Source organism: Streptomyces sp. NPDC044921 (assembly GCF_056432865.1).
In genome coordinates, this window is record NZ_JBWKIF010000004.1 from 129,992 (window position 1) to 143,488 (window position 13,497).

Consider the following 13,497-nt stretch of genomic DNA (forward strand, 5'->3'; position numbering starts at 1 on the left):
ATAGATGACTGAGCGTCAGCCAGCCGAAGGCAGGCGGGAGAAGGACCGGCCGTGGCTCATGCGCACGTACGCCGGCCACTCCACGGCCGAGGCGTCCAACGAGCTGTACCGGCGCAACCTCGCCAAGGGCCAGACGGGTCTGTCGGTGGCGTTCGACCTGCCCACGCAGACCGGCTACGACTCCGACCACGTCCTCGCCCGCGGCGAGGTGGGCCGGGTCGGCGTGCCGATCGCGCACGTCGGTGACATGCGCCGGCTGTTCCAGGACATCCCCCTGGAGCAGATGAACACCTCGATGACCATCAACGCCACGGCCATGTGGCTGCTGGCGCTCTACCAGGTCGTCGCCGAGGAGCAGGGTGCCGACATCACCAAGCTCCAGGGCACGACCCAGAACGACATCGTCAAGGAGTACCTGTCCCGCGGCACGCACGTCTTCCCGCCGGGGCCCTCCCTCCGCCTGACGACGGACATGATCGCGTACACGGTCTCCCACATGCCGAAGTGGAACCCCATCAACATCTGCAGCTACCACCTGCAGGAGGCGGGCGCCACGCCGGTCCAGGAGATCGCGTACGCGATGTCCACCGCCATCGCCGTCCTGGACGCCGTGCGCGACTCCGGCCAGGTGCCGCAGGAGCGCATGGGCGATGTCGTCGGCCGCATCTCGTTCTTCGTGAACGCGGGCGTCCGCTTCATCGAGGAGATGTGCAAGATGCGCGCCTTCGGCCGCATCTGGGACAAGGTCACGCGCGAGCGGTACGGCATCGAGAACCCCAAGCACCGCCGCTTCCGCTACGGCGTCCAGGTCAACTCCCTGGGTCTGACCGAGGCGCAGCCGGAGAACAACGTCCAGCGGATCGTGCTGGAGATGCTGGCCGTGACCCTCTCCAAGGACGCACGCGCGCGTGCCGTGCAGCTGCCCGCCTGGAACGAGGCCCTGGGCCTGCCCCGCCCCTGGGACCAGCAGTGGTCGCTGCGCATCCAGCAGGTGCTGGCCTACGAGAGCGACCTGCTGGAGTACGACGACATCTTCGAGGGCTCGAAGGTCATCGAGGGAAAGGTCGAGGGCCTGGTCGAGGCGGCGCTCGCCGAGATGGGGCGCATCGAGGAGATGGGCGGCGCGATGGCGGCCGTCGAGTCCGGCTACCTCAAGTCGCAGCTGGTCGCCTCGCACGCCGAGCGCCGGGGCCGGATCGAGTCCGGCCAGGAGAAGATCGTCGGCGTCAACATCTTCGAGGGCACCGAGCCCAACCCGCTCACCGCCGACCTGGACACCGCGATCCAGACGGTGGACCCGGCGGTCGAGGCCCGGGTCATCGAGGCGCTCCAGCAGTGGCGCGACAGCCGCTACCAGCCGCCCTTCAACCACCCGCGGCCCTGCAAGGCCCTGGAGCGGCTGAAGGAGGCCGCGAGGGGCACCGAGAACCTCATGGAGGCCACCCTGGAGTGCGCCCGCGCCGGCGCGACGACCGGCGAGTGGGCCGGGGCGCTGCGCGAGGTGTTCGGCGAGTTCCGGGCCCCCACGGGCGTGTCCTCGGCGCCGGTGGCCGTGCCCGCCGAGGAGGGCAGCACGCTGGCCCTGGTGCGCCGCAAGGTGGAACTGACGGCCAAGGACCTGGGCGTGGGCAAGCTGCGCTTCCTGGTCGGCAAGCCGGGCCTGGACGGGCACTCCAACGGCGCCGAGCAGATCGCGGTGCGCGCCCGTGACGCCGGCTTCGAGGTGGTCTACCAGGGCATCCGGCTGACGCCGGAGCAGATCGTGGACGCGGCCCTCGCCGAGGACGTGCACGCGGTCGGCCTGTCCATCCTCTCCGGATCGCACGCCCAGCTGGTGCCGGACGTCCTCGAACGGCTCCGTGTGGCCGGTGCCACAGATATACCGGTGATCGCCGGTGGCATCATCCCGAACGGTGATGCCGAGCAGCTCAGGGCAGCCGGAGTGGCCGCGGTCTTCACCCCGAAGGACTTCGACATCACCGGAATCATCGGCCGCATCGTCGACGAGATCCGGAAAGCGAACCAGCTCGACCCCCTGGAGGTCCCCGCATGACCAGCCCTGCTCCGCAGGTCAACCGCCTTCGCCCCCGGCGTTCCTGCCTGGCGGTACCGGGCTCGAACCCGCGCTTCCTGGAGAAGGCCCAGGGCCTCCCCGCCGACCAGGTCTTCCTCGACCTGGAGGACGCCTGCGCCCCGCTGGCCAAGCCCGAGGCGCGGCACACCATCGTCAAGTTCCTCAACGAGGGCGACTGGACGGGCAAGACGCGCGTGGTCCGGGTCAACGACTGGACGACCGAGTGGACGTACCGCGACGTCGTCACGGTCGTCGAGGGCGCCGGGCAGAACCTCGACTGCATCATGCTCCCGAAGGTCCAGGACGCCCAGCAGATCGTCGCCCTGGACCTGCTGCTGACGCAGATCGAGAAGACGATGGGCTTCGAGGTCGGCCGCATCGGCATCGAGGCGCAGATCGAGAACGCCCAGGGCCTGAACAACGTCAACGAGATCGCTCAGGCCTCCCAGCGCGTGGAGACCATCATCTTCGGCCCGGCCGACTTCATGGCCTCCATCAACATGAAGTCGCTGGTCGTGGGCGAGCAGCCGCCCGGCTACCCGGCGGACGCCTACCACTACATCCTGATGAAGATCCTGATGGCGGCCCGCGCCAACGACCTCCAGGCGATCGACGGCCCCTACCTGCAGATCCGCAACGTCGAGGGCTACCGCGAGGTCGCGCAGCGCGCCGCCGCGCTCGGCTTCGACGGCAAGTGGGTGCTGCACCCGGGCCAGGTCGAGGCGTCCAACGAGATCTTCTCGCCGTCCCAGGAGGACTACGACCACGCCGAGCTGATCCTGGACGCGTACGAGTACTACACGTCCGAGGCGGGCGGCAAGAAGGGCTCGGCGATGCTCGGCGACGAGATGATCGACGAGGCCAGCCGGAAGATGGCCCTGGTCATCGCGGGCAAGGGACGCGCCGCCGGCATGAAGCGCACCAGCAAGTTCGAGATCCCGGAGGGCTGAGCGCGATGCAGTTCGGGCGCACCTACGAGGAGTTCGAGGTCGGGGCGACGTACAAGCACTGGCCGGGCAAGACGGTCACGGAGTACGACGACCACCTGTTCTGCCTCCTCACCATGAACCACCACCCGCTCCACATGGACAGCAACTATGCGGAGAAGACGACCGACTTCGGCAAGAACGTCGTCGTGGGCAACTACGTCTACTCCCTGCTGCTCGGCATGTCCGTGCCGGACATCTCCGGCAAGGCCATCGCCAACCTGGAGATCGAGTCGCTCAAGCACGTGGCGCCGACCTTCCACGGCGACACGGTCTACGGGCAGACGACGGTGCTCGACAAGTGGCCGTCGAAGTCCAAGGACGACCGCGGCATCGTCTACGTCGAGACCAAGGGCTACAAGCAGGACGGCACGCTGGTCTGCGTGTTCCGCCGCAAGGTGATGGTGCCGACCGAGACCTACATCAAGGAGCGCGGCGGCGAGCAGCCCGGCCGCCCGGAGCTGCGAGAGCAGGAGAAGTAGTCATGGCGCGACTCGCCCAGACCGCCGGTCTGACGGACGTCCAGCAGGAGATCCTGTCCACCGTCCGGGACTTCGTGGACAAGGAGATCATTCCGGTCGCCACGGAGCTGGAGCACCGCGACGAGTACCCGCAGGCGATCGTCGACGGGCTGAAGGAGTTGGGCCTGTTCGGCCTGATGATCCCCGAGGAGTACGGCGGTCTGGGCGAGTCGCTCCTGACCTACGCCCTCTGCGTGGAGGAGATCGCCCGCGGCTGGATGTCGGTGTCCGGCATCATCAACACCCACTTCATCGTGGCGTACATGCTCAAGCAGCACGGCACGCAGGAGCAGAAGGACCACTTCCTGCCGAGGATGGCGGCCGGTGACATCCGGGGCGCGTTCTCGATGTCGGAGCCGGGGCTCGGCTCCGACGTGTCGGCGATCACGTCGAAGGCGGTCAAGGACGGCGACGAGTACGTCCTCAACGGCCAGAAGATGTGGCTCACGAACGGCGGAACCTCCTCTCTGGTGGCCGTTCTGGTGCGAAGTGACGAAGGTCACCCCGAGGGCACCGCGCCGCACAAGTCGATGACCACCTTCCTCGTCGAGAAGGAGCCCGGCTTCGGCGAGGTCCGGCCCGGCCTCACCATCCCCGGCAAGATCGACAAGATGGGGTACAAGGGGGTCGACACCACCGAACTCATCATGGATGGCCTGCGGATTCCTGCGGATCGGGTGCTCGGCGGGGTCACCGGCCGTGGTTTCTACCAGATGATGGACGGGGTCGAAGTCGGCCGCGTGAACGTGGCGGCGCGTGGCTGCGGCGTCGCTCAGCGTGCGTTCGAACTGGGCGTCCAGTACGCCCAGCAGCGTCACACGTTCGGGAAGCCCATCGCCCAGCACCAGGCGATCCAGTTCAAGCTGGCCGAGATGGCTACCAAGGTCGAGGCCGCGCATGCGATGATGGTGAACGCAGCACGCAAAAAGGACTCCGGGGAACGAAACGACCTTGAAGCCGGTATGGCGAAGTATCTCGCTTCCGAATACTGCAAGGAGGTCGTGGAGGACGCCTTCCGGATCCACGGCGGCTACGGCTTCTCCAAGGAGTACGAGATCGAACGCCTCTACCGTGAGGCGCCGATGCTGCTGATCGGTGAAGGTACCGCCGAGATCCAGAAAATGATCATCGGCAGGCGCCTGCTCGAGGAGTATCGATTCCAGGGCTGAATGTCCGGATACGGGGTGTTTTCTTGGAGAAGAAGATCACACCCCGTCAGCACTCTTCGGCCGCCGACTCGGCTGCCTGGCTTACCCAGTTACGGCCCCGAGCCGCTACGATCGCCGGAAAGCCGCCGTCCCCCGTCAGAGTGCGGCATCATCCGCTACGAAGGTCATCCATGCCCCACAGCCAAACCTCTGCACCTCGCGACAGCCGGGCCGGCGTACGCCTCGCGCGCGGAGCATCGCCGTGGCTCCTTCCGACCGTCGCCACCGCAGCCCTCAGCCTGGCCCGCGCCCGCCGCTCCGGCGCCGCGAAGGCCGTCGCCGTTCCCGCCACCGCGCTCGCGGCGGGAATGCTGTGGTTCTTCCGCGACCCCGAGCGCGAGATCGCCCAGGGCCGGGTCATCTCGCCCGCCGACGGTGTGGTGCAGAGCATCATGCCGTGGAAGGACGGCCGCACCCGCGTCGCGATCTTCATGAGCCCGCTCAACGTCCACGTGAACCGCGCCCCGCTGGCCGGCACCGTGACGTCGGTCGAGCACATCCCCGGTGGCTTCGTTCCCGCCTTCAACAAGGAGAGCGAGAACAACGAGCGCGTCGTCTGGCACTTCGACACCGAGCTCGGCGACATCGAGATGATCCAGATCGCCGGCGCGGTCGCCCGCCGCATCGTCCCCTACGTGCCCGAGGGCACCAAGGTCGAGCAGGGCGAGCGGATCGGCCTGATCCGCTTCGGCTCGCGGGTCGACCTCTACCTGCCCGAGGGCGTGGAGGTCGCGGTCGAGGTGGGGCAGAAGACCGTGGCTGGGGTGACTCGCATTGACCGTGATTGATCCTGACACCAAGGCCGGCTGGGTCCCGGAGGCCGACGACGTCGACGAAGAAGAGGAGATGCCCCTCTCTCTGCGTCTGTCGATAGCGGACACCCTGACGCTGGGCAACGCCACGTGCGGCTTCATGGCGGTGTACTTCACCACCACCGGCATCCTGATCCCGCACCTCACGGGCAGCCAGGAGACCGGCATGGCCCGCCACAGCGCGGCGACGGCGGTCATCCTGATGCTCTGCGCGGCGGTCTTCGACCTCTTCGACGGGCTGGTGGCGCGCAAGCTGCGCTCCTCCCCCATGGGCGCGGAGCTGGACAACCTCTCCGACCTGATCAGCTTCGGCCTGGCACCGGCGTACTTCGTGCTCGTGTACGGCATGGTCGCGGACGACGCGCACCAGCGGGTGGCTGCGGTCGGGGCGATCGTGGTGCTGCTGGCGGTGGTGCTGCGGCTCGCCCGGTTCTCGTGCGTCACGGTGAAGGACGGCACCTTCCAGGGCATGCCGTCGCCGTTCGGCGCGCTGACCGTCGTGTCCATCGTCCTGCTGGAGCTGCCCTTCGTGGCGACGCTGCTGGCGATCCTGGGGACCGCGTGGTTGATGGTGTCCCGTGTGGAATACCCCAAACCCCGGGGACGACTCGCGGTGGCGATGCTGTCGTGGATCGTGCTGAGCATGGGTCTGCTGGCGGCGTGGGCGTTCGACGCGCCCAGCGGGCAGCTGCTGCTGCAGACGGGGTGCGCGCTGCAGCTGGTCATGGGGGCGGTGATCCCGCTGTTCGCGACGGCCCGGCGGGTGAACAACTTCCGTGACAACCGGCGGGAGGCACGGGCGGCGCAGCTGCCGTAACGGCGGAAGCTGCTTCCGATCCGACGGAACGACGACGAAGGCCCCGGGCTGAACGCCCGGGGCCTTCGTCGTGCTCGCGGCCGGTGCGGCACACGGACCCACCGGCTCAGGTCAGGAAGTCCCGCCCGATGCGTTCCGCGACCCGTTCCAGGATCGGGCCCGCCTGGGCGATGCACTTCGCCACGTCCGGCTCGGCGTCCGTCAGCGGGTAGGCGCGGCGGAAGCCGGACCGGCCCAGGACCTCCGGCGGCAGCGCCAGGCGGCCGCAGACCGCCACGACGTCCTTGCCCGCCGCCCGGGCCGCGGCGGCGACGCCGGCCGGGGCCTTGCCGTGCAGGGTCTGCTCGTCGAGCGAGCCCTCACCCGTGATCACCAGGTCGGCGCGCTCCAGCGCGGGGGCGAAGCCCAGCACGTCGAGCATGACCTCGATGCCGGGGCGGAACCGGGCGCCGAGCAGCAGCGCGCCGTAGCCGATGCCGCCGGCGGCTCCCGCGCCCGGCGAGGCGGCGTACTCGGCGGCTCTGGGGCCGACCGCGCCCTCCAGGACCTTCGCGAAGTGCGCGAGGGCCGCGTCCAGCACCTCGACGTCGCCGGGTGAGGCGCCCTTCTGCGGCCCGTAGACCGCGGGCGCGCCCTTCGGGCCGGTCAGCGGGTTGTCCACGTCGCTCGCGAGGACCAGTTCGACCTCGGCGAGACGCGGGTCAAGACCCGACAGGTCCGCCGAGGCCAGTCCGGCCAGACCGCCGCCGCCCGGGGGCACCGGCTCTCCGTCCGCGTCCAGGAAGCGGGCGCCGAGCGCCGACAGCATTCCGGCACCGCCGTCGGTGGTGGCGCTGCCGCCGACCCCGAAGACGATCGTGCGGGCTCCCGCGTCCAGGGCGGCCCCGAGCAGCTCGCCCGAGCCGTACGTCGACGCGGTGAGCGGGGCGAACACCCCGGCCGGCAGCCGCTGCAGTCCGCTGGCCTCGGCCATCTCCACGACCGCGGTGCCCTCGCGCAGCGCGAACGCCGCCGTCACCTCGTCGCCGAGGGGACCGGCGACGCGTACCTCCCGGCGCTCGAACCCGGCCGCGACCGCCGCGGCCACGGTCCCGTCGCCGCCGTCGGCCACGGGCAGCGCCTCGACCTGAAGGCCCGGCACGGCCCGGCGCAGCCCTGCCGTCACCCGTTCGGCGACCTCCACGGCCGTCAGGGATCCCTTGAACTTGTCCGCGGCGACGAGCACCCGCCGGGTCCCTCGGTTGCCGCCCACTGCAGCGTCCGCCACTTGCACTCCCCTTGCTCTCCGGGCCCTCACGCACGTCAGGGCCAGTCGCGCCGCTGCGACCCTAACCGGCGGACACCCCGGCCGTCAGCCTCTGCCCAGCCCTCGGACCACGCCCCGGAACGGGTAGACCGTAACCATGACCCCCGCACGCACCGAAATAGAGCTGGCGAACCGCGTCCTGGGCGGCTGGCAGGGCCGCATCGCGGGCAACATGCTGGGCAAGCCCGTCGAGCAGGGCGAGGTGTGGACCCGCGACCGCATCGACCGCTACCTCCGGCGGGCCGCCGCCCTGCCCCTCACCGACTACCTGCCCGAGCCGATCAGCGAGCACGACGGCTACGAGCTGCGTCCGGAATGGCGCCAGTGCGTCCGCGGCCGCATCCACGGCAGCTGCCGCGACGACGACGTCGACTACGCGATCCTGGGCCTGGACCTGCTGGAGACCCACGGCTTCGGCTTCAGCACCGAGCAGGTCGGCGACCTGTGGCTGCTGCGGCTGCCGTACCTGCAGACCTTCACGGCCGAGCGGGCCGCCTACCGCAATCTTGCCAACGGGCTGAAGCCGCCGCTGACGGCGACGTACGACAACCCGTACCAGGAGTGGATCGGTGCCCTCATCCGCGCCGACGTCTACGGCTGGACCTGCCCCGGCGTGCCGCGCCGGGCCGCCTCGCTGGCCCGGCGCGACGCGGTGCTCTCGCACACCGGCAACGGGGTCTACGGGGCGATGTGGGCGGCGGCGCTGATCGCGGCGGCGTTCACCGCGCCCACCGTGCGGCACGCCCTCGACGAGGCGCTGAGCGTGATCCCGGCGAGCAGCCGCCTCGCCCGCACGGTGCGCCGGGTCGCCTCCCTGCACGACACCCGGATGTCCTGGGAGGACACGCTCACCACCGTCTCCGAGGAGACCGCGGGGCTGGGCTGGATCCACACCGTCCCCAACGCCGCCGTCCTCACCGCGGGCCTGCTCTACGGCGACGGCGACTTCACCCGCACCATCACGCTGACCGTCCGCGGTGGTCTGGACACCGACTCCAACGGCGCGACCGCGGGCTCCGTGGCGGGTGTGTTCGGCGGGGCCGCGGCCATCCCGGACCAGTGGAAGGTTCCGCTGGAGGACACGGTCCGCAGCGCGGTGTTCGGCTTCGACGGCGTGCGGATCAGCGAACTGGCGGAGCGGACGGTGCGGCTCGCGGAGGCCGGCGGCTGATCCGCCGGCTCCCGGGGGTCCCGAGTCGCCGCGCCGCTATCCTGCCGGGATGAGCACCTCGGACTACGCCGCCTACATCGCGTCCCTGCCTCGCGTCCTCGCCGGCGCCGCCGCGCTGTTCCGGGACGGCGAGGGGCGGGTCCTGCTCGTGGAGCCCAACTACCGGGAGGGCTGGGCACTGCCGGGCGGGACCGTCGAGTCCGACGACGGGGAGACCCCGCGGCAGGGCGCGCGGCGTGAGACGGCCGAGGAGATCGGCCTGGACCGGGAGCCCGGCCGGCTGCTGGCGGTGGACTGGGTCCACGGCACGGGCCGCCCGCCGCTGGTGGCGTACCTGTACGACGGCGGCGTGCTCGGCGAGGACGACCTGAAGGCGATCCGCCTCCAGGAGGAGGAGCTGCTGTCCTGGCGGCTGGTCCCGCGCGAGGAGCTGCCCCAGTACCTGCCGGGCGCCCTCGGCCGCCGGGTCCTGGCGGGCCTGGACGTCCTGGCGGACGGCTCGGGCACGGCGGAGCTGGAGAACGGCCACCGGGTCGGCTGACGGCCCCCCGGGACACGGGTTCCGCGCCCGGCGGCCTTCAGTTCGATATCCGCTCGCCGCGGCCCCGGGGTGCGGCCTACCCTCGCTGACATGGCCAAGCCCCTTCTCGCCCTGCTCACCGGTGCCGGTGTCAGCACCGACTCCGGCATCCCCGACTACCGCGGGCCGAACGGGCTGTGGCGGCAGGATCCGGACGCCGAGAAGCTCGTCACGTACGAGTACTACATGGGCGACCCGGCAATCCGCCGCCGGTCGTGGCGGATGCGGCTGCGGACCCACGCGCTGCGCCCCGAGCCGAACGCCGCGCACCGGGCGGTGGCCGAGCTGGAGCGGTCCGGGGTGCCGGTGCGGGTGATCACGCAGAACGTGGACGGGCTGCACCAGCAGGCCGGTATGCCCGGCCGCAAGGTGTTCGAGCTGCACGGCACGGCGCGGGAATTCGTATGCACCGGATGTCACGCACGCGGCCCGATGGAGGACGCGCTCGCGCGGATCGAGGCCGGTGAGGATGATCCGCGCTGCCGGGCGTGCGGCGGGATCCTGAAGCCGGCGACGGTGATGTTCGGCGAGCGCCTCGACCCGGTCGTCCTCGGCGAGGCGGCCGCCGTCAGCAAGGCCTGTGACATCTTCGTCGCCGTCGGCACGAGCCTTCAGGTGCATCCGGCGGCCGGTCTCGCCGGTGTCGCCGCCGACCACGGTGCCCGGCTGATCATCGTCAACGCCGAGCCGACGCCGTACGACGACCGTGCCGACGAGATCGTCCGCGAGCCCATCGGCACGGCCCTGCCCGCGCTGCTGCGCGGGCTCATGGCCGGGGGCCGGCCCGCAGGTCCTCCAGCCGGCTGAGCGCGTCCCGGGCCGCCTCGCGCTCGGCGTCGCCGAGGCGGACCGCGGCGGCCCGGGTCAGGAAGTGGTCCGCCCCGTCCTCGTCCCCGAGCCGTCCGGCGACGTCCCCGCGCAGGACGAGCAGCTGCACCAGCTGTACGTCCGTCGGTGTCTCGCCGGTGAGGGCCAGGACCCGGTCGACGACCTTCGCGGCCGCCGCCGGGTCCGCCTTGGAGTCCGCCAGCAGGGACGCGTGGTGCAGGGCCCGGGCGAACGTCTCCTCGGGGGCGGGCCCGTGGCCGGGGTGCGCTCCGGTGCGCTGTCCGATCCGGACGCAGTTGCCGCCCGGGTCGGTCATGAGGAACTGCCGCACGCCGTAGGACATGTCCTTCAAGGGCCCGAGCCGGGGCAGTCCCCGGGTGGGGATCCTGCCGTGCGCCGCCTTGAGCCCGGACCGGAACGCCTCGTGCAGGCCGTCGACGTCGTCGGTCAGGACGTAGCAGGTGCTGTACGAGCCGGCCGGCTCGTAGTCCTTCATCGCGAAGAACTGCAGTTCGATGGCGCCGCGTTCCACCACCGCGTACGGATTGGGGCTGCGTTGCGCGTACGTCACCTCGAAGCCGAGGGCGGTGTAGAAGTCGAGGACGGGCTGGAGGGTCCGGCAGGGCAGGACCGGGATCGTCTTGTCCGGCATGACAGCCACCCTAGTCAAACTTGACGAGCCGAGGTGGCGGGATGGCCGGACCGGTCAGAAAAGAGCCGCTCCGCGCTCGAAGTCCAGCAGGCGCTGCTTGCGTTCCAGGCCGCCGCCGTAGCCGGTGAGGCCGCCGTTCGCGCCGATGACGCGGTGGCACGGGACGATGATGCCGATGGGGTTGCGGCCGTTGGCGAGGCCGACCGCGCGGGAGGCGGTGGGACTGCCGAGGTCGGCGGCCAGCCGGCCGTAGGTGCGGGTCTCGCCGTACGGGATGCGGCGCAGCTCCTCCCAGACCAGGCGCTGGAACGGGGTGCCGGTCAGGCGCAGCGGGACGGTGAACTCCCGCAGCTCGCCCGCGAAGTACGCCTTCAGCTGTTCCTCGGCCTCCGCGAAGAGGGTGTCGTCGCGAGGGCCGAAGGTCTCCTCCGGCGGGCGGTGGCGCTGGCCGGTCATGTAGAGGCCGCACAGGACGCCGTCGTCGGCGACGAGGGTGAGGGGGCCGCAGGGGCTGTCGGTCACGGTGTGCTGCTTCATCGGACGTCCCTATACCGGAAGGAAGTTGATCGGGTGGTTGTCGGTGGCCCACAGGTACTGGACGGCGTAGGCGCGCCAGGGGCGCCAGGCCGCCGCGCGTGCGGTGAGCGCAGCGGGCGTGGACGGCAGGCCGAGCTCCCGGGCGGCGCGGCGGATGCCGAGGTCGGTGGGGAGGAAGGCGTCGGGGTCGCCCAGGGCGCGCATGGCGATGACGTCGGCCGTCCAGGGGCCGAAGCCGGGCAGCTCCAGGAGCTGGGCGCGGGTGCGCGGCCAGTCGCTTCCCACGCCGAGGCGCAGCTCGCCGTCGGCGAGCCGGCGGACCAGGGTGGTGAAGGTGGCGCGGCGGGTGCGGGGCATCGCCAGGGTTTCCGGGTCGAGTTCCGCGAGGGCGCCGGGGGCCGGGAAGAGGTGGGTGAGGCCGCCCTCGGGGTCGTCGACCGGTTCGCCGTGCGCGCTGACCAGGCGGGCCGCGTGGGTGCGGGCGGCGGCCGTGGAGACCTGCTGGCCGAGCACGGCCCGGACGGCGAACTCCGCCTCGTCGACCGTGCGCGGGACGCGCCGCCCGGGCGCCTTGTCGACCAGCGGTGCCAGGACGGGGTCCGCGCGCAGCTGGTCGTCGATGGCGACCGGGTCGGCGTCCAGGTCGAGCAGGCGCCGGCAGCGGCTGATGGCGACGGGCAGGTCGCGCAGGTCGCCGAGGGTGAGGCGGCAGGCGATGTGGTCGGGGCCGGGGGTGAGGGAGACGATGCCGTGGCCGTAGGGCAGGCGCAGGGTGCGCCGGTAGGAGCCGTCGCGCCACTCCTCCACGCCGGGTACGGCCGTGGCGGCGAGGTGGCCGAAGAGGTTGTCGGGGTTGAGCGGGGCGCGGAACGGCAGCCGCAGGGAGAGCGCGCCTGGCGTGCTCGGTCCCTGCCGCTTCGGGGTCCGGGCGCGCAGCTCGCTCGGGGAGAGGGCGAAGACCTCGCGGACCGTGTCGTTGAAGGCGCGGATGGAGGCGAAGCCCGCGGCGAAGGCGATCCGCGCCATCGGCAGGGCCGTCGTCTCGATGAGCAGCCGTGCGGTCTGGGCGCGCTGGGCGCGGGCGAGCGCGAGGGGCCCCGCCCCGAGTTCGGCGAGGAGCTGGCGTTCGACCTGCCGGGTGCTGTAGCCGAGCCGGGCGGCGAGCCCGGGCACGCCCTCGCGGTCCACGACGCCGTCGGCGATCAGCCGCATGGCCCGGGCCACCAGGTCGGCGCGCTGGTTCCACTCCGGGGAGCCGGGGCTGGTGTCGGGCCGGCAGCGCTTGCAGGCCCGGAATCCGGCCTGCTGGCAGGCGGCCGCGCTGGGGTGGAAGACCATGTTCTCCGGTTTGGGCGGCACCACCGGGCAGCTGGGACGGCAGTAGATGCCGGTCGTCAGGACGGCCGTGAAGAACCATCCGTCGAACCGCGCGTCCTTGGACCGGACGGCGCGCACGCAGCGCTCGGTGTCGGTGTGCATCCCCATCTGCATGCCTCCAGCATCGGGCACGCGTCGGGGCGGGTCTGGCGAGAATCCGACATGGACCTCGTGGCACGGCGCCGCGCACCGGGACAGATGAAGATTCATTCATGTGTTCGTGCCGGCCCGGTACGATGACGTCATGGGTCATGGAGCCGTCATCCCCGCGCAGGACGCGCAGCGCGTACGCCTGGACGCGGACAACGTCGCGAAGGTCGCCACCACGCTCCAGGCCCTGTCCACGCCCTCCCGGCTGCTGATCCTGGCGCGCCTGCGCGAGGGGCCGCTGCCGGCCACGGAGCTGGCGGCCGAGGTGGGCATGGAGCAGTCGGCCTGCTCGCACCAGCTGCGGCTGCTGCGCAACCTGGGCCTGGTGGTGGGCGAGCGCAGGGGCCGTTCGGTGGTCTACGCACTGCACGACCACCATGTCGCCGAACTGCTCGACCAGGCCGTCTACCACGTGGAGCACCTGCGCCTGGGCCTCAGCGACGCCGCCGACGAGTGAGGGGGCGCCGCTGTCTGCCCG

The 13,497-nt window shown here is 71.3% G+C and carries 14 protein-coding genes; 10 read left to right on the top strand and 4 right to left on the bottom strand.

From position 1 onward, the window contains the following. Window positions 1-4: 4 nt before the first annotated feature. The 6 genes from AC07DA_RS07965 to pssA all read left to right on the top strand — a co-directional run bounded on the left by AC07DA_RS07965 (window position 5) and on the right by pssA (window position 6,418). Window positions 5-2,053 (top strand): protein meaA, encoded by a 2,049-nt coding sequence (locus tag AC07DA_RS07965; RefSeq protein WP_479125625.1) that lies wholly within the window; start codon window positions 5-7, stop codon window positions 2,051-2,053. Beyond that, window positions 2,050-3,024, top strand: coding sequence for an HpcH/HpaI aldolase/citrate lyase family protein (locus tag AC07DA_RS07970; RefSeq protein ID WP_479125627.1), 975 nt, complete (start codon window positions 2,050-2,052; stop codon window positions 3,022-3,024). The genes AC07DA_RS07965 and AC07DA_RS07970 overlap by 4 nt, the downstream gene beginning before the upstream one ends. 5 nt (window positions 3,025-3,029) lie before the next feature. Continuing rightward, the gene (locus tag AC07DA_RS07975) at window positions 3,030-3,542 is read left to right on the top strand and encodes a MaoC family dehydratase (protein WP_479125628.1); all 513 of its coding nucleotides are present in this window, start codon (window positions 3,030-3,032) and stop codon (window positions 3,540-3,542) included. 2 nt (window positions 3,543-3,544) lie between these two features. Beyond that, entirely contained in the window at window positions 3,545-4,750 is a 1,206-nt protein-coding gene (locus AC07DA_RS07980; protein ID WP_094056016.1) for an acyl-CoA dehydrogenase family protein, read from the top strand. Between the two features lie 170 nt (window positions 4,751-4,920). Next, window positions 4,921-5,577 carry a phosphatidylserine decarboxylase gene (locus AC07DA_RS07985; RefSeq protein ID WP_114256304.1) on the top strand — a complete coding sequence of 219 codons (657 nt, stop codon included), beginning with the start codon at window positions 4,921-4,923 and terminating at the stop codon, window positions 5,575-5,577. A 58-nt stretch (window positions 5,578-5,635) separates the two neighbouring features. Further along, complete coding sequence (gene pssA, locus AC07DA_RS07990; protein WP_050810223.1) at window positions 5,636-6,418, top strand: CDP-diacylglycerol--serine O-phosphatidyltransferase; 783 nt, start codon at window positions 5,636-5,638, stop codon at window positions 6,416-6,418. Window positions 6,419-6,524: 106 nt separating this feature from the next. On the opposite strand, the gene AC07DA_RS07995 is transcribed toward pssA, so the two are convergent. Beyond that, window positions 6,525-7,643, bottom strand: coding sequence for a glycerate kinase (locus tag AC07DA_RS07995; RefSeq protein ID WP_479126100.1), 1,119 nt, complete (start codon window positions 7,641-7,643; stop codon window positions 6,525-6,527). 178 nt (window positions 7,644-7,821) lie between these two features. Here AC07DA_RS07995 and AC07DA_RS08000 point away from each other — a divergent pair, with 178 nt between their 5' ends. The 3 genes from AC07DA_RS08000 (at window position 7,822) to AC07DA_RS08010 (ending at window position 10,282) form a co-directional block, all read left to right on the top strand. Further along, the gene (locus AC07DA_RS08000; protein ID WP_479125630.1) at window positions 7,822-8,895 is read left to right on the top strand and encodes an ADP-ribosylglycohydrolase family protein; all 1,074 of its coding nucleotides are present in this window, start codon (window positions 7,822-7,824) and stop codon (window positions 8,893-8,895) included. A gap of 49 nt (window positions 8,896-8,944) precedes the next feature. Then, window positions 8,945-9,436 (top strand): NUDIX domain-containing protein, encoded by a 492-nt coding sequence (locus AC07DA_RS08005; protein ID WP_479125632.1) that lies wholly within the window; start codon window positions 8,945-8,947, stop codon window positions 9,434-9,436. Window positions 9,437-9,526: 90 nt separating this feature from the next. Beyond that, a complete protein-coding gene (locus tag AC07DA_RS08010; RefSeq protein WP_479125634.1) occupies window positions 9,527-10,282 on the top strand; it encodes an SIR2 family NAD-dependent protein deacylase in 756 nt (251 codons plus the stop codon). Here AC07DA_RS08010 and AC07DA_RS08015 read toward each other — a convergent pair. The 3 genes from AC07DA_RS08015 to AC07DA_RS08025 are packed head-to-tail and all read right to left on the bottom strand — an operon-like array spanning window position 10,242 to window position 12,983. After that, window positions 10,242-10,955: a bleomycin resistance protein gene (locus AC07DA_RS08015; RefSeq protein WP_479125636.1), complete on the bottom strand. Its 714-nt coding sequence runs from the start codon at window positions 10,953-10,955 to the stop codon at window positions 10,242-10,244. The genes AC07DA_RS08010 and AC07DA_RS08015 overlap by 41 nt on opposite strands. Before the next feature lie 54 nt (window positions 10,956-11,009). Beyond that, a complete protein-coding gene (locus AC07DA_RS08020; protein WP_479125637.1) occupies window positions 11,010-11,492 on the bottom strand; it encodes a methylated-DNA--[protein]-cysteine S-methyltransferase in 483 nt (160 codons plus the stop codon). 9 nt (window positions 11,493-11,501) lie between these two features. After that, on the bottom strand, window positions 11,502-12,983 hold the full coding sequence (locus AC07DA_RS08025; protein ID WP_479125639.1) for an AlkA N-terminal domain-containing protein: 1,482 nt from the start codon (window positions 12,981-12,983) through the stop codon (window positions 11,502-11,504). A gap of 130 nt (window positions 12,984-13,113) precedes the next feature. Between AC07DA_RS08025 and AC07DA_RS08030 the strand changes: the two genes are divergently transcribed. Beyond that, on the top strand, window positions 13,114-13,476 hold the full coding sequence (locus AC07DA_RS08030; RefSeq protein ID WP_479125640.1) for an ArsR/SmtB family transcription factor: 363 nt from the start codon (window positions 13,114-13,116) through the stop codon (window positions 13,474-13,476). The last annotated feature ends 21 nt before the right edge of the window (window positions 13,477-13,497 follow it).

Excerpts from the sequence above, each read along its gene's own strand:
- AC07DA_RS07965 (WP_479125625.1), top strand. The coding sequence starts at position 5 with ATGACTGAGCGTCAGCCAGCCGAAGGCAGGCGGGAGAAGGACCGGCCG.
- AC07DA_RS07970 (WP_479125627.1), top strand. The coding sequence starts at position 2,050 with ATGACCAGCCCTGCTCCGCAGGTCAACCGCCTTCGCCCCCGGCGTTCC.
- AC07DA_RS07975 (WP_479125628.1), top strand. The coding sequence starts at position 3,030 with ATGCAGTTCGGGCGCACCTACGAGGAGTTCGAGGTCGGGGCGACGTAC.
- AC07DA_RS07980 (WP_094056016.1), top strand. The coding sequence starts at position 3,545 with ATGGCGCGACTCGCCCAGACCGCCGGTCTGACGGACGTCCAGCAGGAG.
- AC07DA_RS07985 (WP_114256304.1), top strand. The coding sequence starts at position 4,921 with ATGCCCCACAGCCAAACCTCTGCACCTCGCGACAGCCGGGCCGGCGTA.
- pssA (WP_050810223.1), top strand. The coding sequence starts at position 5,636 with ATGCCCCTCTCTCTGCGTCTGTCGATAGCGGACACCCTGACGCTGGGC.
- AC07DA_RS08000 (WP_479125630.1), top strand. The coding sequence starts at position 7,822 with ATGACCCCCGCACGCACCGAAATAGAGCTGGCGAACCGCGTCCTGGGC.
- AC07DA_RS08005 (WP_479125632.1), top strand. The coding sequence starts at position 8,945 with ATGAGCACCTCGGACTACGCCGCCTACATCGCGTCCCTGCCTCGCGTC.
- AC07DA_RS08010 (WP_479125634.1), top strand. The coding sequence starts at position 9,527 with ATGGCCAAGCCCCTTCTCGCCCTGCTCACCGGTGCCGGTGTCAGCACC.
- AC07DA_RS08015 (WP_479125636.1), bottom strand. The coding sequence starts at position 10,955 with ATGCCGGACAAGACGATCCCGGTCCTGCCCTGCCGGACCCTCCAGCCC.
- AC07DA_RS08020 (WP_479125637.1), bottom strand. The coding sequence starts at position 11,492 with ATGAAGCAGCACACCGTGACCGACAGCCCCTGCGGCCCCCTCACCCTC.
- AC07DA_RS08025 (WP_479125639.1), bottom strand. The coding sequence starts at position 12,983 with ATGCAGATGGGGATGCACACCGACACCGAGCGCTGCGTGCGCGCCGTC.
- AC07DA_RS08030 (WP_479125640.1), top strand. The coding sequence starts at position 13,114 with ATGGGTCATGGAGCCGTCATCCCCGCGCAGGACGCGCAGCGCGTACGC.